23 protein-coding genes and 1 tRNA gene are annotated in these 21,737 nt (G+C 65.5%); 13 read left to right on the top strand and 11 right to left on the bottom strand.

Features of this window, described 5'->3' with window-relative positions; genetic code table 11:
- The 3 genes from BM345_RS00435 to BM345_RS00425 are packed head-to-tail and all read right to left on the bottom strand — an operon-like array spanning position 1 to position 3,333.
- Positions 1–1,455 (bottom strand): UbiA family prenyltransferase, encoded by a 1,455-nt coding sequence (locus tag BM345_RS00435; protein WP_139237434.1) that lies wholly within the window; start codon positions 1,453–1,455, stop codon positions 1–3.
- A gap of 10 nt (positions 1,456–1,465) precedes the next feature.
- The gene (locus BM345_RS00430; protein WP_093374416.1) at positions 1,466–1,840 is read right to left on the bottom strand and encodes an SMR family transporter; all 375 of its coding nucleotides are present in this window, start codon (positions 1,838–1,840) and stop codon (positions 1,466–1,468) included.
- A 32-nt stretch (positions 1,841–1,872) separates the two neighbouring features.
- Complete coding sequence (locus BM345_RS00425) at positions 1,873–3,333, bottom strand: hypothetical protein (RefSeq protein ID WP_139237433.1); 1,461 nt, start codon at positions 3,331–3,333, stop codon at positions 1,873–1,875.
- 315 nt (positions 3,334–3,648) lie between these two features.
- Here BM345_RS00425 and BM345_RS00420 point away from each other — a divergent pair, with 315 nt between their 5' ends.
- Both BM345_RS00420 and BM345_RS00415 read left to right on the top strand, forming a co-directional pair.
- Entirely contained in the window at positions 3,649–4,332 is a 684-nt protein-coding gene (locus BM345_RS00420) for a glycosyltransferase family 2 protein (RefSeq protein ID WP_093374412.1), read from the top strand.
- Positions 4,329–4,667, top strand: a complete 339-nt coding sequence (locus BM345_RS00415; protein WP_093374410.1) for a DUF2304 domain-containing protein — start codon at positions 4,329–4,331, stop codon at positions 4,665–4,667. Before BM345_RS00420 ends, BM345_RS00415 begins: the two co-directional genes overlap by 4 nt.
- Before the next feature lie 12 nt (positions 4,668–4,679).
- On the opposite strand, the gene BM345_RS00410 is transcribed toward BM345_RS00415, so the two are convergent.
- The 6 genes from BM345_RS00410 to BM345_RS00390 all read right to left on the bottom strand — a co-directional run bounded on the left by BM345_RS00410 (position 4,680) and on the right by BM345_RS00390 (position 11,426).
- A complete protein-coding gene (locus BM345_RS00410) occupies positions 4,680–5,048 on the bottom strand; it encodes an EamA family transporter (RefSeq protein ID WP_093374408.1) in 369 nt (122 codons plus the stop codon).
- A 65-nt stretch (positions 5,049–5,113) separates the two neighbouring features.
- Positions 5,114–6,736 carry a hypothetical protein gene (locus tag BM345_RS00405; RefSeq protein ID WP_093374406.1) on the bottom strand — a complete coding sequence of 541 codons (1,623 nt, stop codon included), beginning with the start codon at positions 6,734–6,736 and terminating at the stop codon, positions 5,114–5,116.
- The gene (locus BM345_RS00400) at positions 6,729–8,027 is read right to left on the bottom strand and encodes an NAD-dependent epimerase/dehydratase family protein (RefSeq protein WP_254789459.1); all 1,299 of its coding nucleotides are present in this window, start codon (positions 8,025–8,027) and stop codon (positions 6,729–6,731) included. The genes BM345_RS00405 and BM345_RS00400 overlap by 8 nt, the downstream gene beginning before the upstream one ends.
- Entirely contained in the window at positions 8,027–9,772 is a 1,746-nt protein-coding gene (locus BM345_RS29580) for a hypothetical protein (protein ID WP_139237432.1), read from the bottom strand. The genes BM345_RS00400 and BM345_RS29580 overlap by 1 nt, the downstream gene beginning before the upstream one ends.
- Positions 9,773–9,821: 49 nt before the next feature.
- Positions 9,822–10,751, bottom strand: coding sequence for an NAD-dependent epimerase/dehydratase family protein (locus BM345_RS00395; protein WP_093374404.1), 930 nt, complete (start codon positions 10,749–10,751; stop codon positions 9,822–9,824).
- A gap of 246 nt (positions 10,752–10,997) precedes the next feature.
- Positions 10,998–11,426, bottom strand: a complete 429-nt coding sequence (locus BM345_RS00390) for a hypothetical protein (protein ID WP_139237431.1) — start codon at positions 11,424–11,426, stop codon at positions 10,998–11,000.
- A gap of 266 nt (positions 11,427–11,692) precedes the next feature.
- Here BM345_RS00390 and BM345_RS00385 point away from each other — a divergent pair.
- The 8 genes from BM345_RS00385 to BM345_RS29570 all read left to right on the top strand — a co-directional run bounded on the left by BM345_RS00385 (position 11,693) and on the right by BM345_RS29570 (position 18,067).
- Positions 11,693–11,766 (top strand) — tRNA-Gly (locus tag BM345_RS00385).
- Positions 11,767–11,976: 210 nt separating this feature from the next.
- Positions 11,977–13,272, top strand: coding sequence for a tyrosine-type recombinase/integrase (locus BM345_RS00380; RefSeq protein ID WP_175544851.1), 1,296 nt, complete (start codon positions 11,977–11,979; stop codon positions 13,270–13,272).
- Positions 13,269–13,712, top strand: a complete 444-nt coding sequence (locus tag BM345_RS00375) for a hypothetical protein (protein WP_139237430.1) — start codon at positions 13,269–13,271, stop codon at positions 13,710–13,712. Before BM345_RS00380 ends, BM345_RS00375 begins: the two co-directional genes overlap by 4 nt.
- A 94-nt stretch (positions 13,713–13,806) precedes the next feature.
- The gene (locus BM345_RS00370) at positions 13,807–14,073 is read left to right on the top strand and encodes a transcriptional regulator (RefSeq protein ID WP_139237429.1); all 267 of its coding nucleotides are present in this window, start codon (positions 13,807–13,809) and stop codon (positions 14,071–14,073) included.
- Positions 14,074–14,180: 107 nt separating this feature from the next.
- The gene (locus BM345_RS29575; RefSeq protein WP_139237428.1) at positions 14,181–14,381 is read left to right on the top strand and encodes a hypothetical protein; all 201 of its coding nucleotides are present in this window, start codon (positions 14,181–14,183) and stop codon (positions 14,379–14,381) included.
- Positions 14,378–15,232: a toprim domain-containing protein gene (locus tag BM345_RS00365; RefSeq protein ID WP_093374393.1), complete on the top strand. Its 855-nt coding sequence runs from the start codon at positions 14,378–14,380 to the stop codon at positions 15,230–15,232. Before BM345_RS29575 ends, BM345_RS00365 begins: the two co-directional genes overlap by 4 nt.
- Entirely contained in the window at positions 15,229–16,611 is a 1,383-nt protein-coding gene (locus tag BM345_RS00360) for an AAA family ATPase (RefSeq protein WP_093374391.1), read from the top strand. The genes BM345_RS00365 and BM345_RS00360 overlap by 4 nt, the downstream gene beginning before the upstream one ends.
- A 262-nt stretch (positions 16,612–16,873) precedes the next feature.
- Complete coding sequence (locus tag BM345_RS29570; RefSeq protein ID WP_139237427.1) at positions 16,874–18,067, top strand: hypothetical protein; 1,194 nt, start codon at positions 16,874–16,876, stop codon at positions 18,065–18,067.
- A 733-nt stretch (positions 18,068–18,800) separates the two neighbouring features.
- Here the strand turns inward: BM345_RS29570 and BM345_RS29565 are convergent.
- Positions 18,801–19,100, bottom strand: a complete 300-nt coding sequence (locus BM345_RS29565) for a hypothetical protein (RefSeq protein ID WP_139237426.1) — start codon at positions 19,098–19,100, stop codon at positions 18,801–18,803.
- Positions 19,101–19,250: 150 nt separating this feature from the next.
- Positions 19,251–19,490 carry a hypothetical protein gene (locus BM345_RS00355; RefSeq protein WP_093374388.1) on the bottom strand — a complete coding sequence of 80 codons (240 nt, stop codon included), beginning with the start codon at positions 19,488–19,490 and terminating at the stop codon, positions 19,251–19,253.
- A gap of 338 nt (positions 19,491–19,828) precedes the next feature.
- Between BM345_RS00355 and BM345_RS30030 the strand changes: the two genes are divergently transcribed.
- The 3 genes from BM345_RS30030 to BM345_RS00345 are packed head-to-tail and all read left to right on the top strand — an operon-like array spanning position 19,829 to position 21,473.
- Positions 19,829–20,002, top strand: coding sequence for a hypothetical protein (locus BM345_RS30030; protein WP_175544850.1), 174 nt, complete (start codon positions 19,829–19,831; stop codon positions 20,000–20,002).
- Positions 19,999–21,114 carry a phage major capsid protein gene (locus tag BM345_RS00350; protein ID WP_093374386.1) on the top strand — a complete coding sequence of 372 codons (1,116 nt, stop codon included), beginning with the start codon at positions 19,999–20,001 and terminating at the stop codon, positions 21,112–21,114. The genes BM345_RS30030 and BM345_RS00350 overlap by 4 nt, the downstream gene beginning before the upstream one ends.
- 8 nt (positions 21,115–21,122) lie before the next feature.
- Positions 21,123–21,473: a hypothetical protein gene (locus BM345_RS00345; protein ID WP_175544849.1), complete on the top strand. Its 351-nt coding sequence runs from the start codon at positions 21,123–21,125 to the stop codon at positions 21,471–21,473.
- The last annotated feature ends 264 nt before the right edge of the window (positions 21,474–21,737 follow it).

The following is a 21,737-nucleotide window of genomic DNA, read 5'->3' as shown; positions in this document are numbered from 1 at the left end:
TCAGCCCGCCGCCCAGAGAACCACGGCGCTGATCGCCACCGCAAGGCGGCTGACCCAGTCCCGCGCCGCAAACACCACCGGGTCGTCATGCAGCGCGCCGCGCACCGCCTTGAGCCAGATGCGCATGATCCAGAACAGGATGAGCGGCACCATCGCCCACAGGTACATGGGATGCGCGTAGCGCGCGACGATCTGCGGGTCTTGCAGGTACAGGCTCAGCACCACGGTGGCCATCTGGCCGGCCGCCACGCCGCCGGCCAGTACCAGTTGCACGTCGGTGGGGTGGTAGTTGCGGTCCCTGCTCATCTGCTTGACCTCGGTGGGCGTGCCGCTGAGCTCCACGTAGCGCTTGGCCAACGCCAGGCTCACGAAGATGAAGAGAGAAAAGGACAGGATCCAAAGCGACAGCGGCAGTCCTGTGGCCGCCGCGCCGGCTGCCAGCCGGATCGTGTAGAGGGCCGCCAGCGAGAACACGTCCACGATGGCCCGGCGCTTGAGGAAGAAGGAATAGCCCGTGGTCAGCGCCAGGTACACCAGCAGCACCGCCAGGAAGATGGGCGGCATGAACACCAGCGAGATGGTCAGCGAGGCCAGGCACAGCCCCGCGCACATCAAGAGGCCGGTGCGTGCGCTGATCTCGCCCGCCGCAAAGGGCCGGAAGCGCTTGCGCTTGTGCTTGCGGTCCGACTCCAGGTCGAGCAGGTCGTTGAGGATGTAGATGCCCGAGGCCATCAGGCCGAAGGCGAAGAAGGCGATGCAGGCGTTGACGAGCACCGGCAGCGTCAGCGCGTGCAGCACCGGCATCAGCGGCACGAAGACCAGCAGGTTCTTGAGCCACTGGTGCAGCCGCATGGCGTACAGGTAGCGGCGCGGCGCGGTCGCCGGCGGGCGGATGTGCGCCTCCAGCGCGGTCTTCTTCGCCGCCTGGCGCGCCAGCGCGTCGGAGCGGCTCACCACCACCGCGGCCTGGGCGCCGTCCCACACCTGCAGGTCCACGTGCCGGTCGCCGAGGTAGGCGAAGTCGCGGCCCGCCGCGTCCTCGCGGATGGCCTCCAGCTTCTTCGAGCCGCCGAGGTTGCGCTTGCCGTCCGAGGCCAGCACCGCGTCGAAGACGCCCAGGTGCTTCGCCACGCGATCGGCCAGGCGCTGGTCGCTGGCCGTGGCCAGCACCACGCGCCGGCCCTGGGCACGCGCCTCGCGCACGTAGCTCAGCACCTCGGGGCGGTAGGGCAGCGTGCTCACGTCCACCTCGACGCGCGAGGCGACCTGGTCCTTGAGCACCGCCTTGCCCTGCAGCAGCCACGCGGGCAGGCTCAGCAGCGACATGGGCGAATCGCGCACCAGGCGCAGCATCGACTCGTCGAGCAGGTCGGTGGCGATCAGCGATCCGTCGAGATCGACGTACAGGTCGGGCAGCGCCGAGGCGCTTGCGCTGAAGTCGAATGCAGCAGACATGGTCGGCACCTCAGGCACGCGCCAGGATGACCACGCCCACCAGGATGGTGCCGATGCCCAGCAGGCGCATGGTGCCCAGCTGCTCGCCGAAGAGCTGCCAGGCGGCGAAGGCGGCGATGACGTAGCCCATCGACAGCATCGGGTAGGCCACGGTGATGTCCACGCGGGTCAGGGCCGCGATCCACAGCCCGGCGCTCACGAAATAGCAGACCAGGCCGAAGACGATCCAGGGTTGCAGGGCCGCCCCGAGGGCAGCGTTCACCAGCGCGGCGCCGCTGCCGGGCACCGCGGTGCCGATCGCCCTGGCGCCGGCCTTGAGCGCCAGCTGCGCGGCCGAATTGAGCAGCACGCTGGCCAGGATGATCCCGAAGGTCACAACAGTCATTTCTCTCCCTTTTGTCTAGGAACGGTTCGGATTCATGGGGCGCCGGCCGGCGCCTTCGCCGGCCGGGCCGCGGCTCGCACATAGCGCGCATAGGCATAGGACACGGGCGTGTTCGCCACCGTCCGGCCCAGGAACTGCACGCCGTCGACGAAGTGGTTGCCGGCCACGCGCCAGCCCGGGTACTCGGCGGGGGTGCGCGCGCCAGTGGAGGCCTGGTTGAGGTAGACCACGTCGGCCTGGCCGGCGCGGCCGATGTCGATGAGGGGCAGCACAGTCACGTTGCGCCGCTGGGCCCAGCCGTAGTTGGTCAGGGCCAGGTTCGGGCTGAGGGCGACGCGCGAACCGGCGCGCAGGTCGGCCTCGACGTCCTGCTCCAGCCGCGAGATCACGGCCGCGTCGGCGGCCGAGCCCTTGAAGACGGCAAAGGTGCGCAGTTGCGCCAGCAGCAGCACCAGGGCCATGCCGACCAGCGCCAGCTTGAAGAGAACGGTGAAGGGCATGAGCCGCTGGTCCACGCTGGCCAGCAGCAGCGCGTAGGCCACCAGCGGGAAGAACACCGCCACGTTGTAGGCGGTGTAGGAGATGCGCATGCCAAAGCGCCAGCACAGGTAGAGAGCCAGCAGCAGAAGCGGATAGAACAGCACGGCCGAGGCCGGCTTCTGCAGGACGCCGCGCATGACCAGCACTGCGCCGAGCAGCACGGCCAGGACGATCCAGGCCAGTTGCAGCGGGCTGGCGGCCAGCTTCAGGTACATCAGGGCGAAGTCGCCGTCGTCTCGCCGCGACAGGCTGCGCCCCTGCTCCAGGATGCCCATGGCCAGCTCGCGCATGCTCCACGGATAGATGAGCGCGGTCAGCAGCAGCGCCAGGATGGCCGAGGACAGCGCCACCCAGGCGATCGACCAGATCGCATGCCCGGTCGAGCTGGCATGGCTGCGGTAGATCGAGAAGAACACGCCGCCCAGCAGCGCGATGGTGGGCTGCGCGACGGCGATCAGCGCCAGGATGAGGGCCGTGACGATGTCCGATCCGCGGTCCAGCGGCCACTTCACGCTGAGCAGCCACAGCACCAGCAGCAGCTGCGCGATCACTTCCGGCCGGCCCGCGTTGGAAGTCAGCATGGCGCAGGCGCAGGCGACCGTCGCTGCCTTGAGCCAGGCCGGGGCGCGCACCATGCTTACCTTCCAGGCGAACAGCAGCGCGGCCAGCACGACCAGCAGGCTGTCGAGCACCAGGATCGCGCGCACGTCCTGCCCACCCACCAGGCTGCCCAGCGCGCTCAGCGCCATCGGGTAGAGCCAGCCGTGCCAGACATAGGGCCCCCCGCTCTGCTGGATCGGGCTCATGTAGGGGTTGGACAAGTCGCCCAAGAGCATGTGCTGGACGGCGGTGGGGATGAAGAAAAGCGCGTCGCCCACCTGGATAGGCAGGCCGGCACTGGCGAAGAACACGCGCCAGCCGGTCAGCACGAGCACCAGGGCGCCCAGGGCCATGCCCATCCGTGCAGAGGACGCTTCCCTGAATCCTCGTTCACTCCGGACCATCAACATTTCAGGCAGGCGGATCACATTTCATTGGAATGGGCATTCTGCATCAAATGCAAACTTTTGTTGCACTTTCTCGGGCTATGCCGCACGGCAGAGTCAGCCGTCACGAGGCTTACACGAAGCGTGCCCGACGACGCTCCGGCAGCGAGGACCGCCGGGTCCGGCCGAACGGCCTACGACGCCCGAAGTCTTGCGGGGCATCGGGCAAGGCAGTGAAATACGGTGTAGTTACATCGTATTAATTCCTCCAAGAACACGGCGATGAGCGGCCTCCCCGATTCCGTCTTTGTGGTCATCCCGGCGCTGAACGAAGCATCCGTGGTGGGCGAGGTGATCGAGCAGGTGCGCCGCGTGTGCCCCAACGTCGTCCTGGTCAACGATGGCTCCTCGGACGAGACCGCCTTGCGCGCGCGGCTGGCCGGCGCCAGGGTCATCTCCCATGCGATCAACCTGGGCCAGGGCGCGGCATTGCAGACCGGCATCACCTACGCACTGCGCCTGGGTGCCAGCCACATCGTGACCTTCGATGCCGACGGCCAGCACGACCCCAAGCAGATCCCCGCCCTGATCCAGAGCCTGGCCGGCGGCGCCGACGTGGCGCTGGGCACGCGCTTCAAGGGCAGCACCATCGACATGCCCATGGCGCGCCGCACGCTGCTGCGGGTGGCCTGCTGGGTGAACTTCGCCTTGACCGGGCTGCACCTTTCCGATGCGCACAACGGCCTGCGCGCGTTCACGCGCGCTGCGGCCGAGCGCCTGCGGCTGCGGCAGGCCGGCATGGCGCATGCCACCGAGATCGTGGCCCAGGTGGCCCGCTTGCGGTTGAAGTACATCGAGGTCCCGGTGACCATCCGCTACACCGCATACTCGCTGGCCAAGGGACAGAAGCTGAGCAACTCGGTGCACATCCTCGTGGACCTGCTGCTGAAGGGACTGCTCCGATGATCTTCCAGTTCATCGCCAGCGCAGTGCTGCTGTGCGTGGCCTTCTATGCCTACACGCAGGGGCGCATGGCCCCCAAGGTGACGGCCTTCGCGATCGTCATCGCGCTGGTGGGCGAGTACTTCGTCCTCTTTCCCGATCAGGCGATGCGCGTGGCCAACAGCGTAGGCATCGGGCGCGGCGTGGACCTGATCTTCTACCTCTGGATCCTGTTCAGCCTGGTCGCCCTGCTCTACCTGCACCTGAAGATGCGCGTGGCCAATGAACGCTTCACCAACCTGATCCGCGAGCTTGCGCTGCAGCGTAGCGAAGAAGCCGACCCCGTGCAGCGCGGCTGAAGGCCGCCGCTCTCAGGATTCGCTGCCCCAGGCGATGAAGAAGATGCCCACCAGGATCGCGGCCAGCCCCACGTAGAAGTAGCCATTGAGCTTCTCGTCGAAGAGCCGCGCCGCCAGCAAGGGCGTCAGCACCATCGTCAAGGCGTGGAAGGGATAGGCCTTCGACAGGTCGGTGATCGACAGGATGTAGACCCACAGCGCCGTCAGCCCCGCGTACAGCAGCACCGCGCAGACCAGCGGCGCATTGGTCATCAGCATCCAGACGAACTGCGATGTGGACTCCCTCGCCTTCAAGGTCACGGCCGCTTGCTTGAACAGCAGCTGCCCGAGGGCGATACCCACGGTGTAGCCGACCAACAGGATGACTTGCCAAGGGCGCATGTTTCGGTGCCTGTGTTGTGAAGGGTGCCGGGTGTCGTTCAGGTGCAGCGCAGTCTCGGCGATCGTCAGCGCTTGCACAAGGATTGGGCGAGCTCGCAGGCGATGCGCCTCGCGTTCGCCATCAACGTCAGAGTCGGGCCCTTGGCCGGCAGGTAGTTCAGGCCTGCGCCATCGCAGACGTAGACGCTGCGCGTCTCGCGCAAGCGGCCGCTGCGGTCCAGGGTCAGCGGCCGGTTTTCGTCCGCGAACGGAAGCATGCCGGCGTAGTGCACGCTGGACCCCGCGCCAGGCCGCACCACGCGCAGCGGCCAGCATCCGAGTACGCGCATGGCTTCGCAGAAGCCGCGGTGCGCCGCATCCTGCACCGCCTGCACAGAAGCGTCGGGGCGCCACCGGATCTCCAGCACATCCTCCTCGGGCACCGGGCCTCGGCGCAGCACCAGGTGCTTGCCGGGGCTCGCCACGTCCTCGTGCTGCACACCCAGGATCACGAAGCTGCTGGCAAGCGCCTGGAAGATGCTCAGCGAATCGCGCAGACCGAGCGGCGAGTCCTTCAGCAGCCGCGCCAGCAGCATGCCGGTGAAGGAATAGATCTGCGCCTGCACCAGATGCTGCTGATCGCCAGTCGGGTCCATCAACACCGTCAACTGGGCCAGCGCGTGCGAGCGGCCCGAGGCGGCCGCCCCGAGTCCGCGCCAACGAACCGACGGGATGTACGCATGCTCGTTGCACACCAGCGGCACGGGCTGGTCGTAGTGGCCCGTCGAGCGAAGAACGATCCGGGTGCTGCCCAGCGCGCCCGCGCACAGCAGCAGGTGATCCGCGGTGAAGGAGATCCGGCTTCCATGCTGAAGATCCGTCGCGTTGACGCGCACGCCGCCCGAGGCCGGCTCGTCGAAATGCGTGACCAGGAGCTGGGACCGGTACTCGAAGCCCGGCCGTCCCATCAAGGTGTCCAGCAGGACGGAAGGCCGGAACACGCTGGCACCCGCATTGCTCCAGAAGTCGAGCCCATGCAAGGGATTGGCGCGGCGCTCGCCCAGGCCTTCACTCAGCACCGCCAGCAGCGGCCGTCCGAGCCGCACGTTCATCCGGGCGAGCTGCTGCTTGCGCCGCTCGTAGCTGGCCAGCAGGGCCGCGGCGTTGTGGTCCAGCGCCAGCGGCGGCTGCAGGGCAGCCAGCGCGCCGCGCCATGGCGCCAGGTCGTCGTCGGCCCCGGAGATGCCGATCTGGCGCGCCACCGCTTCGTAGTGCGGGGCCATCTCGCCGGCATCCAGGCCGGCTTGCCTCAGTTCATGGTCAGTGAAAGGAAAGGCGCCCGCGCCCCACGCCTCGGCCAGGCCGCCGCGGGCCAGGCTCTCGACTGCGGCGAAAGAATCACCGCTGGTGCGCAAGAGCTGCAGCGCGCGACGGAACACGAAGCGGCGCGGCGCGGTCGCCTGCGCCAGGGGGCCGGTGCCGCCCAGGTCGATGCCTTCGGCCGCGTGCCCGAGCAGGTATTCGTGCTGCGAGGCGTCTTCCTGCCGCAGGGTCGCGAAAGGCCGCTGCGGGATTCGCTGCGAATAGCGGTCGTCGACATCGCCACTGTCCAGCATGAGGACGCGGTGCCCCGCATCCAGCACGCGGGCCGCGGCCACCACGGCACTCGCACCGGAGCCGACCACGATGAACGTCGGCGCCTCACTCATGCATCGGCCTCGTGCGCAGGAGCAGGTACAGCGGCATGCCCAGCGCGGCCAGAGCCACGGCGCGCAGGCCATGCCAGCCCAGCAGCGCCAGCGTCGCGAAGCGCGATCTCGACGCGGGAAGAAAGCGCAAGGCGTGTTCGGGCGTCGCCTCCAGCACCGAGGCCATGAGCAGCACCCGTTGCCTGAAGGGCTCGCGCATTCCGCGCGGCGCCGCCGCCGCGTCGAGCAACCCCGCGGACCACGGGTGCGCCCGGACGAAAGCGGTGATGCGGTCCGGCGTGGCCGGCAGCAGCACGCGGTGCGCGTCCACGTAGCGCTGCACGATCTCCGGCGAAGCGGCGGTACCCATGAGGTAGCGCGACAGCGCCGTCGCCTCTGCGCGCAGGGCCGCCAGGTCGTCTATGCGGCCGAACAGCGCTTCGAGCCCGGCCGCAAGAGGCATCGGGTCGAAGTCCAGGTCCTGGCGCGCGCGGCCGATGTCGATGTGCGTGTCCTGGTTCGAGCCCAGCACGTTGCTGCGGCTGATCGGCGGCGACTTCATGAGCCGGGCCAGCAGGTCCGCCGCCGCGAGCGAGACGGACAGCGGCACATGCAGCTTCCACGGCGCCGGCAGCGCTTGCGCCTGCGCGATGCGATCGAGCAGCGCATCGAAGCCGATCTCCTGCGGCCCCGCGAGGTCGTAGCTCCGGCCGATGGACGCCGGCACATCCAGCGCGCGCACCAGCGCCCCCGCAACGTCGTCGACATGGACCGGTGCGCAGCGCCACCGGCCGTCGCCGAGGACGGGCACGACGCGATGGCTGGCCACCACCCGCCTGAGCACGCCGAAGATCCCGTCGTCGAGCGTGCCGTAGACCACGCTGGGCAGCATCAGCGTCACCTCGAGCCCGGACGCCAGGAACAGCGCGTCGGCGGCGGCCTTGGTGCGGGCGTAGTCGCCCTTGCGCTCGATCTTGGCCGACTGCGTGCTGACGACCACGACGCGGCGGCAGTCCGCGGCCTTGCAAGCTTCGATCAGGCACGCCGCACCGCCCACGTTCACCCGGTCCGCATCCGGTCCGTCCCGGGTGTGGGCGGCCAGGTGGATCACCCCGGCGCATCCGGTGCACGCCTCTCGCAGCGACGCCGGATCGTTCATGTGCCCGATCGCCACCTCGACACCCGGCGCCGCCGCCTGGCCGGCATGGCGCACCAGCACCCGCACCCCGTACCCCGCCGCGCGCAGCGCCGCCACGGTGTGCCGGCCGATGAAGCCGGCGCCGCCGGTGACGAGGATGCGGGTGCCGCGCATCACCGGGCGGTGGGGATCAGCACGCCCTCGCCGAGCGGACAGAAGATCGTCGACTTGAGGACCATGCAACCGGCCGCGGACTCGGGCCGGATGCCGTCGAGGTAGACCACCCATCGCGCCGATGGCGGAACATGTCCCTGCGGATCGACGCTCAGCCTCGTGACGGAAACGATCCCCGGGAAGGTGCTCATGAAGAGCGAGGCGGAAGTCTGGCCGTTGAAGACCACGTGCCCCTGGTCGTAAAGCTCGGGACGCACCAGCGACCGCACCGTGCGCGCCGCGTCTGCGTAGACCCTCTCGCTGCCCACCTGGCAGGACAGGAAATCCTTCTTCCAGAGCACCACGCCGGAAGATAAGGCATAGAGCGCGATGACGCCCACGTAGACCCTGGCCTTGGGTGCACGCGCCAGGGTGCAGTACACCAGGGGCAGCAGCATGGCCGCCCAGACCAGGCGCAGTGCGACCGGCGGCAGTTCGCGGGGCCAGAACAGGTCGCGCACCTGCAGCCAGTTGTTCACATAGCTGCGCGTGCCCATCAGCAGCAGGCAGGCCAGCACCAGGACCCCGCCCACCCACATGCGCGTTCGGCGCCGAGGCGCGGCGTCCGGCAAGAAGCGCACGAAGCCGATCATGAAGAGCGGAAACATCACCGACATGTAGCGCGAGCTGTACAGGCCGATGTGATTCACATAGACCCGCTCCCAGTTGACCGCCACCTTGACGCTGCCCAGCAGCAGCACACCCACGCCGAACGCGGTCATGGCCAGCAGCAGCACGTCGCCGGTCGACAGGGACTTGCCCGAGGCCGCCCCGACGCCCATCGCGAGCAGCGCCGAGCCGAAGACGAGCAGCACGATGAACACGTAGACCGCGAGGTAGCGCGCGAAGGCCTCGATGAAGGAATTGCCCGCGTCGACCTCGCCCACCTTCGAGAGTCCGTTCTCGTAGAACTTGCCCATCGGATCCCAATGCAGCTGCCCGGTCAGCAGCAGGTTGAGTAGATAGCCGCTCATCACGAAGCACAGGTTGAGCAGAAGCAGGCACACGATGGCCTGACGCCAGGGGTCCTTCTGCGCCCGAATCTTCCACAGCAGGCAGACCGCCACGAGGTTGCAGGCCGCGATGACGGCCAGCGCATTGGGCTTGGCCAGCAGTGCCGCGCCCGTGCAGGCCCCCAGCACCGCCATCGCCAGCCTGAGCCTGCGCTCGTAAAGCGCGAAAAGCGCCGCGATGCCCAGCCACACCAGCGCCTCGTAGAGCGCCTCGGGCATGAAGTAGGGCAGGAAGCTGCTCGACGGAAGCCACAGCGCCAGCACCGCGACCCCGGCCGCCGCCAGGTCCGACATGAAGCGCCGCGCCACCGACGCGATGGCCAGCGCCGCCACCGAGGCGAAGAACACGTTGAACAACTTGGCGACCGCGTAGAAGCTGTCGCCGAAGTAGAAGCTCAACTGGTAGATCGCGAAGAAGAGCGAGTTGGGGAATTTCGCCTCGCCCCGGGTGGGCAGGCTGGTGATCGAGCGGATGTCGATGGTCCCGTCATGCCAGAGCTGGCTGGTCTTGATGTAGTAGTACTCGTCGGACATGAGCACGGGCTCCGGGATCAGGAGCACGCGCACGACCAGGCTGAGGATGGCCAGCAGGATCAGGACTTCCGGCTTGAGCAGCTGCCTGGCCAGCACGCCCTGGCGGCCATGCGGCGAATCCACGGCGAGCGAGGCGGAAACACCGGGATGCAGGCTCATGGACGCCTCGGCTGTTCCGGTCGAAGGCCTCGCCCGATTCGGCAACGCATCAGTGGATGGCGTGCAGGAGATGCCCCAGCCCCGCGTGCAAGGGGATCTCGGCGCCCAGACCGAACACGCGACGCGTTTCGCTGGGGTCGCCGACCGAGGTCCTGATGTCGCCGGCCCGCCCTGGTGCATGGACCAGGGCGCTGTGCGAGTGCATGAGCGCTATCACCAGCTGCGCCAGTTCAGCCACGGTGTGGCCGTGGCCGGTGCAGACATTGAAGACGCCACTGGTTCCCTGGGGTCGCTCGGCGAGGGACATCGCCTGGATCAGGTGCGAGACGACGTCGCCGACGAAGACGAAGTCGCGCAGCTGCTGGCCGTCGCCGTAGATGGTGAGCGGCGCGCCTTCGCCGGCGCGTGCGACGAAGATGCTGATGACGCCGGAATAGGGAGAGCGCGCATCCTGGCGCGGCCCGTAGACGTTGAAGAAGCGAAGACCGATGTTGGGAACACCGAACAGCGAGTGGGCCACCCGCCCATGCAGTTCGGCACCGAGCTTGTCCGCGCCATACGAGGAAAGCGGCCGCAGCTCGCAGCCCTCGGCGATGCGCTCGGCCTTCTGGTCGCCGTAGACGGCAGCCGAGGAGGCGTACACAACGGGGATGCGGCCCAGGCTTCGGCTGGCCTGGAGCACTGTCACCGTGCCGGTCTGGTTGACGGCGTGGCTCTGGACCCAGCTGTCGTTGCACCGGGGCACGGAGGCGATGGCGGCCAGATGGAAGATGCCCACGCAATCCTTCGCAAGGCGTTCGACCAGGGTCGCGTCGAGCACGTCGCCCTCGACCATGCGAACGCGGGCGCTCAGGTTGTCCACCCGCCCCGTCGACAGGTCGTCCAACACGACGACCTCGGCGCCGCGCCTGAGCAGCTCGTCGGCCAGGTGCGACCCAATGAAACCTGCTCCCCCAGTGATCAGGTAGCGTGATGTCATGCCAGGCGGTGTTCGATGTAGAGGAGTTCAGGCCTCGGAAGCAATGAACACTTTAGCAGTACGTGTCAGCAAATGTGAGATGTTGATGGCATATGCCAATGGCTGGCGCAGGCCCCCTCACGGCTGGCCGCTTGGCATAGCCCAAGCATCTGCAACAAGCGTCTGGAAATGATGCTGTCGCCTAGCCCTGTACATCGGCTGCCGCGGCCAGCAGGCTGCCGAACGAGATGCGCCAGCGCACGGTACTCAATGAGCCGGGGTGGCGAGCTGCCCGACGAACTTCCAGCCTTCGTCGGCCACGTAGACGAAAGTGAAGCCGGTCGGCCCGTCGAGGAATACCGTCAACGGGCGGGCCAGCGTGGGCGTTTCGGCGGGAGGCGCGGGTGCCAGGGGCAATGCCACCGGCGTGAGCCGCAACCCGCTGGCCGTGTCCGCCGCCTTGACGTTCCAGCCCGGTTGCATGCGCCAGCCGCTCTCGGCGGCATAGACCAGCGACGAGTGCTCGCCCTTTGGCCCGCTGAGCAGCAAGGTCAGTGGCGCGCTCTGCGTCTTGTCAGGCATGGCGGCGACCTGGCCATGGGCCAGGATGGGGCCTGCGGCCAACGCGACCATCGCAAGGGCCGCGGCGGGCAGCCGCCAGGCCGCAGTACGGGAATGCTTCGTTGTCATCGTCATCGTCATCTCCAGATACCTAGGGAAAAAGTCCATCCGCCTTGTCCGGTCGGCCTGGGCTTGCGCATCCACGCCGCGAGTCGCATCGCGATCGCTGCGGACGGTTCCGATGGTGGTTGAAGCGGCGTTGTGGCGATGTGCGTTTGCGCACAGGAGGACGCGAGACGGCTCCACCAAACTGGGGAGATGGATTCACGCCGGCGGGCGCGGGTCGGTCGCGGCGCGGTCGACTTGCCCGGTCGGGGTTGCCGCTAGAATCCGCCTTCGACGCGGGCGTAGTTCAATGGCAGAACGGCAGCTTCCCAAGCTTCATACGAGGGTTCGATTCCCTTCGCCCGCTCCAAATTCACACTTCAAGAGACTTGAAGAGGCCCCATTCGGGGCCTTTTTCATTGGGGAACTGCATAATTTCAGGTAGCACAAGGCAGCAAGAGGCTGCACGGCTTTTCAACGTGCGTGGGGGCAATGATGGGGGCAACGCCCCTCGTTTTGGGGTTTTGGGGGCAACACCCTCCCCAAACGACCCACGCACCACCTGATATGGATGCACACGATGCCTAAGATTGTTCGCCCGCTGACTGACAAGGAAGTCAAAGCGGCCACGTATGCCCTCCACGCGGAGCACGGCCACCCCGTGGCCAAGAAGCTTTTCGATGGTGGCGGCCTCTACCTCGAAGCAAGTCCCAACGGGCGCAAGACATGGAACCTCAAATACCGGGTTGCCGGTACTGAGCGGCGCATCACGTTGGGCACGTATCCGGGCATGGGCTTGGCCGAGGCCCGCAAGCGCCGCGAGGAGGCCAAGGAACTTGTGCGTGATGGCCATGACCCGGTGCAGAAGCGGCAACTGGAGCGGGTGCGTGCAGAGACGGCCAGCGCCACCACGTACGAGGGCATCGCCCGCGAGATGCACGAACTCAACCCGCTCAACTGGCAGGCGGCCCACAAGAAGAAGTGGTTGGCCATGCAGGTGCGCCACATTTTTCCACGCCTCGGCCGCCTGCCCATCACGGCCATCACGGCCAAGGTGCTACACGTACCTCTCCAAGCGGTGGAACACACCGGCAAGTTGGAGACCGCCACATCCCTGCGCCAGTACGCGGGCCAAGTCTTCGATTACGCGGTGCGAACCGAGCGAGCCACGGCCAATCCGGCCACGTCCCTGCGCCGTGCCATGAAAGCGCCCATTCAACGGGGCTATGCGGCCATCACCGATGTGGAGCGCCTGCCCGATCTGGTGCGCGCCATCCACGGCTACCACGGCCGCGTCCTCACCAAAGAGGCGTTGTGGCTTGCCGCCCTGCTCTTTCAACGCCCCGGAAACCTGCGCGGCTTGCAATGGGAGTGGATCGACTTCGGCGCGCAGCAACTGGTCATCCCTTCCGCTGAAATGAAGCGCACCCTGCGCGCCAAGGTACAAGGCGCGGACCACATCGTCCCCCTCTCGGCTCAAGCCATCGAATGCCTCAAGCGCCTCCAGAGCCTGAGCGGCCACGGAAAGTATGTTTTCCCGAGCGAGCGCACGGGTGAGAGGCCCATGAGCGATGGCACCGTCAATTCCGCGCTCAGGCGCCTGGGGTACAGCAAAGAAGAGATGACCGGCCATGGCTTCCGAGCGATGGCCCGCACCGTCCTGGCCGAGCACCACGACATCCCCGAGGCCGTGCTGGAGGAGTTACTCGGCCACGGCAAGACGGGCCCATTGGGCTCAGCCTACGACAGAACCCAATGGAGGAAACAACGCCGCGAGGCCATGGCGACCTGGGGGGCGTACCTTGAGGGGCTCACCAATGAGCCCAAGGCTGACAAGGCCAAGGTGGTGCGCATGTCGCGCAAGGCAGCCGCATGAGTGCCCCACGCAAGTCAAAACCGCGCGTGCCACTGGATGTGGCCCTTGAGCGTGCACGCGTCAAGCGCGTGAATGCGTATGTGCGCGATTACAAGCGCCGCAACAAAGGCGACCCGGACGCCGCGCTGACGGCGTTGGCGAGCGACTTTGAGTCAATGATGGACCTCTACGAGAACCTTCTCGACTTTGCCAGTGGAAAGTGGGCTGAGACGCAAGGCAGTCTGAGGGAGATACATGAGAAACGCGTCAACGCGGGCCTGCGCGATACCCGTGAGCAGGTTAAACAATGGTTGGATGCCAACCATTCCAAGGTCTCCAGCATCGAGGCCGCGAGCATCGCGGTGGGTAAGGTAGTGGCGCGCGCACCAATCACCGTCAAGCGGTACGTGCGCGAGTGGAATGACACCCATCACCGTTGGGGCATAAGCAAGAAGAAGTAGCAACTGGCGCACTGCTATATCAACGCATGTATTGCTGCAGCAACGAGCGCATTGCGCCTAGTACATGAGGCGCCATCGCAGTGCAATGCACCGCATGACGCATCACAAAGCTCCACGGAAGACCGTCCGCAAAGGTCCGCGCATTCAGCCGCCCGAGACGCTGTATTGCGCCGATGCCCTACTCACCTCGGACACCTTGCAAGCGCTGGATGGTGATTCCAACTCCACCCGTGACCGCAAGGTGGCGGCCGGCATCCACCCTCCTCCTGTGACCTTCGGCGCACGCGGCAAGCGTTGGCGCGCTGGGGAGATGCTTGCCCACTACCGGATGATCGGCGCACATGCGATTCAGAAAAGCTAAGGCCGGGTGCTTTCGCATCCCGGCCCTCGCCCTGCACTGACTCGCGGTGGATTCGGACCCGCTGCGGCCAGTGTAGGCGTCACCGAGCCGATGCGGCAAACCCGGCCATGAACTCCAACACCGTGGAGATGAACATGGCGATGACCACCAACACCACGCCCGCGCGGAGCCGCGACGGAATCGGCGCGAGCCGCTACACCGAGGCCTCACCCTGGCCCGCGCGCTGGCGCCCGGATTGGGCCCGGGCGCCCTGGCCCGCGTGGTGCTCGCCGCTGGCGCCTGAGACCGCGCGGAGGGCTTCGCCATGATCCTGGCCACCACCATGTTGGACTTGATGGGCTTGAGGGCCGATGAGGCGCAGGCGCTGGACGTGGCCGAGACCGCCCGCCGCGCCACCGACCGTGCCGAAGCCGATGGACATCCGGATGTTGCGGAATTCAAGGGGTTTGAACGCGCGGCCATCGGTGAGGCGTTGGCATTGCGCGACCGCCTCTTGAATGGCCTGGCCCGCGCGGTTTTGAACCAGGCACTACGGGAGCGCCTGGAGGCCTGGCAACTTGAAAGCGAGGCCGCTGCCGAGGAGGCCGCACGCAAGGCTGCGGCCATCTGGACCGCGGCCCGGCCCGCGCCCCTGGACCACCCCTACTTGGTGGCCAAGGCGGTGGCGCCTGCTGGCCTGCGCGTGGACCGCCATGGCAACCTCTTGGTGCCGGTGGTGGACATCCACGGCCACATGCAGTCCCTGCAACTCATCGCGCCCTCGGGTGAAAAAAAGTTCCTGCGAGGAGGCCGCGTTGCCGGTGGCTTTCATCTCCTCGGTGAACCGGCCGATGCGCTGGTGGTGTGCGAGGGCCTCGCCACCGGACTGTCGCTCCATGAGGACTCCGGCTTGCCCGTGGCCGTGGCGTTCTCCGCCACCAACTTGTTGCCTGTGGCGGTTGCCCTGCGCAAGCGATACCCCAAGGCCGTGTTGGTGCTGGCCGCCGACGATGATTGGAAGTCCAAGGACAACCCAGGACGCACACAAGCTGAGGCCGCCGCGCGCGCGGTGGGAGGCCGCGTGCTGGTGCCGGACTTCACCGGCTTGAACCGCGAGGCCGAGGACACCGACTTCAATGACTTGTTGAGCCTGCTCAACGCCACGGAGGCACGCGCATGAGCACGCCTCGCAACCGGCTTGGGGTGGACCGCGCGTTACGCGAGGCTCCGGAGGTGGAGCAAGCGCCACACGTCAACGGCCACCCCACCGAGGATGAAGTGGCGGCCGGGTTCTCGGGGTCCACGGCCGAGCGCGCGGTGGTGTATCCCAACCAAGCGCCCCGCCCTCCCTGGGGTGATGGTCCGCATCCGCTGGACAACTACATCCCCCACACGCCGACCATCACGCCCATCGAGTTTGTGGTGGACGATGTGTTGGCCAGCGGCTTAGCCATGCTGGCGGGTCTTGCGGGCGTGGGCAAAACCGAGGGCATCGTGAGCCTCATGCGCTATGCCGCATGGTTCTGCCGGGCGGACGATCCCATGCGCCCGCTCCTGCGCCGCCACATCGTCTATGTGTGCGAGGACCCGGCCCAAGTTCACCGGGTGCTCCATGCGGTGCGCCTCGCGCTGGCCAACGATGGCGTGGCCCTCTCCGAGGCCATCATCAATGAATGGTTCCATGTGGTGAGTGCCGTGGCCATGCCGGTGGAGGAGGTCATCCAAGTGGCGCGGGTGTGGGCCGACAAGTTCACCACCACCTCCAACAAGCGGATTGATGGGCTGGTCTATCCGGCCAAGCCGGTGGTGGTCATCGACACCAAGAGCGCCCTCTTTCGCATGGACGATGAAAACGCCAACGCCGAGAACTCGCGCATCCTGAGTGCCGTGCGCACCGGCATGGAGGGCCTGCCGGTGCTGATCCTGGCGCACCTTCCCAAGGTCGAGTTGAACCGCAAGAACTTCGACCCCTTCCAACTCACCCCCAGGGGTGCCAGCAGTCAACTTGGTGATGTGCAACAGGCTTTGGCCTTCGTGTTTGACACCGAGGACCGCGAGACCGGCGCGCGATACCTGTTGCTCGGAAAGCGCCGATTCGAGACCCACATCAAGGAACTCCAATTCACGCGCCGCACGTTTTCGGTGGAGAGCACGGATGTCCTGGGCAACACCAAGCGCATCACCATCGCATGCTCCGATGTGGTGGCCCACACCGCGCAGACCTTGAGCACCGTCACCACCTCCAGCAAGTTGAGCGGCCCGTCCATGGAGGGCGTGGCCAATCAGGTGTGGAACCTCATCAACTCCGAACTTGCGCAAGGGCGCCGCTACAGCCAAAACATGCTCAAGCCCGTGGCCTCCGAGGCGGGCATCGGCCGCAATGAACTGGCCGCCGCCGTGGCCATGCTCATTGCGGAGGGCCGCGTTGCCTACTGGCGCCGTCCTGATTGGCGCGGAGCCAATCCGGCGGACCAAAACTATCTCCACCCCATCGGCACCACCGCACCGCGCGACACCTGGGGGGAGCCGGTGCCACCCAAGACCAAAGCCAAGCGCTAGCGGGACACCGATGGAACACCGCAGGCGGCCGATGCTAAAAAAAGAGGCGCTTTCGGTGTCCCACTTTCGGTGTCCCGCCCTTAAAGGAGTGGGACACCGGGACAACGGGTATCCCGGGTGTCTCCCCTCCCTTTCTCCGGTTAGGTGGGAAACCACCGGGAAACCGGTGGGTCACCGGGACACCCCGGGTCAAGACGTCAGCCGCGAGGCGGTAAGCTTCGCGTGTTGCACTTTGATGCACTCCGAAAAATACGAGGATTTCATGCAGCGCATTTGGATATGGGTCAAGTCTCCCGGCGTAATGGCGGCCGTTGCAATCTTCAGTATTGCACTCGCCGTCTATCAAGGATTTTTTTACGAAAGGAAGCCGGAACTTACTGTAAAAATTGACGCGCTGTCTCCGGTATTCGACATTCATCAACCAGTCGGCGGATTATCAGTATCTTATTCTGGTGAAGACTTGCGCTCAGCCAAGAAAGCCCTATGGGTTTTCAAGGCGACGATCAGCAATACCGGCAACGCGGAGCTGAAAAAAGGTGACTACGATGAAAAAGCGCCGTGGGGCCTAGATGTCCTTAATGCACAGGTAGTGGACCATCCAACGCTAGTGACGTCAAACGCTTATCTGGAAAAGAATTTGCTGATTGAAGCCGGAAAGAACTCCATCAAGTTCTCGCCCGTTATTTTTGAACCGGGAGATTCCGCCGAAATCACCTTGCTCTTGCTAGGTCCGGAGGCCGTGAAACCAGAAGTACGAGTCGCCGGCAAAATTGCAGGGATAAAGAGCATACTTTTAGTCGGTCCAAACTCACCGGAAGACGGACTTTCGGTTTGGCGTCAAGCGATTCGAGGAGACTCGTTTTGGGTTCATCTTGTAAGAGGGGTCGTCTACTTCATTTTGACCTTCGCGATTCTCATCCTTTTAATTGTCTCGTCCCTCGGAGTCTCTTCGGCAGTTGATTCGTTAAAGGAGAAACGTCACAAGGCAGAGCGCCAGGCGCGTATAAGAGAATATCGGCGCCACAGTGAACTTGGCAAAGTTTCACGATATTTGATGGATGTCTACATGGACAAGGGCGCGGATGAATTTACTCGGCTTGCCCGCGCAGTTGAGGACCGATTGGAGCGTGAGGCAACGATCGCAAGACTTCAAGAGAGCGCCGTCCCGAACGAAGTGATTCAACCTGTTATCGACCGCGCCTATCCTACGTCGCCTCATTTCTTTAATAGCTATTTTGGCGAAAGGATTGACAAGGAGTTGCGAACCGCAAAACTATTAGAAGGCGATCAGCTTGATGAAAAATTGGCAAAAGGATTTGGTGACGCAATCAAGGATCTCGCTGAATTTCTAAAAATCGATCTAAAAAAGCGAGATGTGTATGAGGAAAGAGTCATGGTTAGGCAAGCCATGATCGAAAATGAGGTCAGAGACGCAGAAGAGCTGAAGGCCCGCTAAAGCTTGAAGCAGGCGGGCTTCCGTTGCGCGGGGGGCATGGCAAAAGATGCCGGGCGAATTCATTAACTGGCTATTGCTCACGATTAAGCGTTTCTTTTTCAGAGCGCCAATCGATAGTTTTTACGCATAACCCATTTTGGCGCCTCTGGGGGCCCCCGGCCATCTAGTTGACCGGGCCTCGATGACCGCACAGCGCCGCGCTCCTGGGACTGATTGGTCATCACCATGGAGGAGGCCCGAGCGACCGGAGACCATGGGACTCCGGGTGGCTGTGGCATGCTCTGAGAGGCCGCACCCGGCCAAGAGCCGCCGTTTTGCGCAATAGACTCAGGCCTCAGACTACGTCGCCTCGGCCGACTGAGACTTGCAGGCACCCCCAAACACGATCAACATCAAGTTTCGGTAGTGCCTGAGTGGCTTTCCTTCGTGCCCTAAGCCGCAGAGCCCTTCTCATCAGATGTGTCGTTGCACTCTCTCTGGAAGTCCGGAGGTGCATCGTGCGAAAGCTCCAAACGCATCTGCTTGCTTGGAAACAGGCCGAACGCGCAGCCACAGCCATAGAACGCCGAATCTTCTTTGCGCATGGCAGCGGTGCTTCAGTCCCAGCAGCGCATGAGATCGAGGACGCTAGAGCATTGCGGGCTAGAGCCTCAGAGTTGCTGCGCGTTTTCTTGGGTGAGATGAGCGCACTGGCTGCCGCGAACAAGCGCTGAGATTCGCTTACTGGGGTAGGTCAGTCCTCGGTGTAACGGCGAAGCCAAAGCTCAGGACTTGGTTGCCAATAGCGCTCAGCTGCGGACAACCTCTGAATTCGCGCGACTCGGCTCTCGCGTCGAAGCTCCTTGAGTTCTTCGCGAAAGCGAAGAAGTTCAGCGAACGCAGCCCACCCCACCCGCGCGACGGCTTCATATTCCTCGGGACGAGGCCACGGGCGGATTCCCGCGATGGCGTCGTCCAGCTTGGCCAGCAATAGCTGCTGCTCGGCGACATATTCCCGAAGAAGTCCTGCCGCGTTGGACGCATGTTGAGCCATGTCGCACGCTAGCTGAACGGTTTTGTGAAGCGCGTAGGACCAAAGCTACCGCTCGCGTGGAGCAAATGCGACGACGGTTCCCAGCCGCGCCTGCGGCACTGGGGCCGACAAGAAGTCGGACCGCGCGGAGCTTGCAATAGGGGCCCATGGTTACGGATTCGGGGACCTGCGCAGGTAGTCGTGAATCCATCGCCGCGCCTTGTCCGCCAAGAATGCGCGGGCGGTTGCCTCATCTCCATCCGCGCGCATCAAGGACAACCTGCACACCAACACCAAATTGCGCTTCAGTTCGGCCGTGAATTGGCCGCTCTCTTGGTGCACATCCATCGTCCATTCCGGTGGCGCCAGTGGCTCCAGTGTGGTCGCCGCACTTGCCTCGTCCAGGTTCATGATCGTGCCTCTTTGTTGCAGAAACTTTGATGCATGTCCCTCTCAAAAGAGGGAATAAAAGGGTACAGAAAAGCGCCCAGCGATGTCCATGAATAGTTGAGTTCGGTGTGGGAAATTTAGGTGGGTGTTCGCAAACCGGGGAGGTGCCAGAACTTCCTACCAGAAGGTAGAAAACGGGCGATAACAGGCCGGCCTGCTGGACGCAACGGTATGCATGCTGGCTCTCGCCGTTTGGGCAATGACCAATGGGTACCCTGTTTGAAATTACTCGTCTTCGCGCTACTCTTCACACCACCGCCCGGCTTGATGGACGAGCCGCTCTCAAAGGAGCCTTGTCCATGCCCGACACCAAGCCCCAGCCCTTCGCGCAATCCATCCCCGGCCCCACCCTGGGCCAGTTGCTGCGCGCCGCGCTCAACGCCAAGGCCCCATCACCGCCTCCGGCCAACCATGCGGTGGCCGCTTCCAAGGCCGGTGCGACCCTCGCCACCGCAATGCGAGGTTCATCATGAGCGCGCAGCTTGCCGCGCTGGTGGTGCCGCCCTACCGCCCGATGCCGGAGATGACCGCGCAACATCTCCTCCAATCCATGGGTCTCGTTGCACAGGCCGCCGCCGCTGGCCGCAGCCTGGAGGCCACCTTGGGGGCCGCCAACGCCGAGTCCATCACCCGCGCGGCGGCCTCCCTGGTGGCCCGCGCGGTCCAAGACCCGGCCACCACCTTCAACGAGCCATGGGCAGGCGCCCTGGTGCAGGAGGTGGCCACCGGCTTCGTGGACCTCCTGGCCACCGAGGCTGGGGCCCTGGTCCCGCAACTGCCCATGCGCCGCGTGCCCCTGGTGCGAGGAGCCGCAAGGGTGCCGATGCGAAAGCCCGGCGCGGCGGTGAATCTCGCGGCGGCCTGGAGGGCCGAGGGTGCGCCCATTCGCGTGGGCGCATTGACGGTCTCCGGCACCGTGCTGACCCCCAAGAGCATGGGCGTGATGGGCACGTACTCCAAGGAGGCGCTCTCGGCCGCCGCACCCTCGGACTTGGAGGCCATCATCCGCGAGGCCATCTTGGTGGACTCGGCCAAGGTGCTGGACGCCACGTTCTTCGATGACCAAGCGGCCACCGATGAGCGCCCGGCCGGCATCGGCTACGGCATCCCGGCCGGTGACACGGCGGTGTCCAGCGGCACCACCACGCGCAACATCACCGACGACTTGCGCGCGCGCCTGGACCAACTGTTGGCCAACGGGTACGGCAACGCGCGCACCACGCGGTGGGTGATGAACAGCGGCTCGGCCGCCACATTGGCCGCCGAGTTCGCGGAGGTGCAGACACGCGGCACGCTCCTGGGCTACGCGATCATGTCCGCGCCCACGGTGCCCTCGGATGTGGTGTATCTGATGGACTTCCGCGCGGTGGCCTTCACGGCGGACGCGCCGCTCATCGAGGTCTCGGATGAGGCGGTGGTGCATGAGGAATCCGACCCGGCCGCGCTGGAGGAGGACATCTCGGTGGCCTCGCCCGTGCGCTCGCTTTTTCAAACCAACTGCGCCGCCATGAAAGCCATCTGGGAGGTCAATTGGCAACTCCTGGCGCCCGGCGCGGTGCAAGTACTTCAGGACGTGGCGTGGTGATGGCCATGATGTCCTCCAACATCATCCGCCGCGCCGATGGGCTCATGGTGGTGCGCCTGCCCGGTGGCGGCATCGAGTTGGTCTCGCAAGACCGCCCTGACATCGCCAAGCGGCTGGCCACGGGCGTGCTCCCACCTCAAAACCGAGCCGCGAGGCCAATGCGCCGCTCCGGCTTCACGGCGCGAGAGGTGGACGCTCTGGCCGACCGGATGCGCCCCCTCCTGCGCCCGATGCTGGAGCGGCTCCAGACCCTGGAGGCTGCGGCCAGCAAACCCAAGCCGTCCGCGTGCCGCGAGGTGGTGGAGGCCCGAGCCTGCGCCGCGTTGGCCCGAGCCACCGTTGCGCTGAGGCGTGCTTAGGAGTTGGTGGAATTCTGCGAATCCGCAGAATTGACCGAACTCACCGTGATGCATCTCCGGCGACGGATGGCCCGGCCGGTCCCCTTTGGAGGACCACCATGGCCAGCGAACGCCGCCGCCCCGTCCCGTCTGTCAGACGCTCTACTCCGCCACCGCCGCCTCGGCCAACGGGAGGGCCTGCGCGGGCCGTGGCGCCCTCATCGGATGTGAGCCGGGCCTCACCCCTGCCTTTCGTGTCCAAGAGCCTCAGCGGCCCGAGGGGGC

Source organism: Variovorax sp. OV329, from assembly GCF_900114785.1.
Taxonomy (GTDB): Bacteria; Pseudomonadota; Gammaproteobacteria; order Burkholderiales; family Burkholderiaceae_C; genus Variovorax.
The sequence above is the reverse complement of the archived record's forward strand: the minus strand, read 5'-3'. Positions and strand labels throughout refer to the sequence as shown.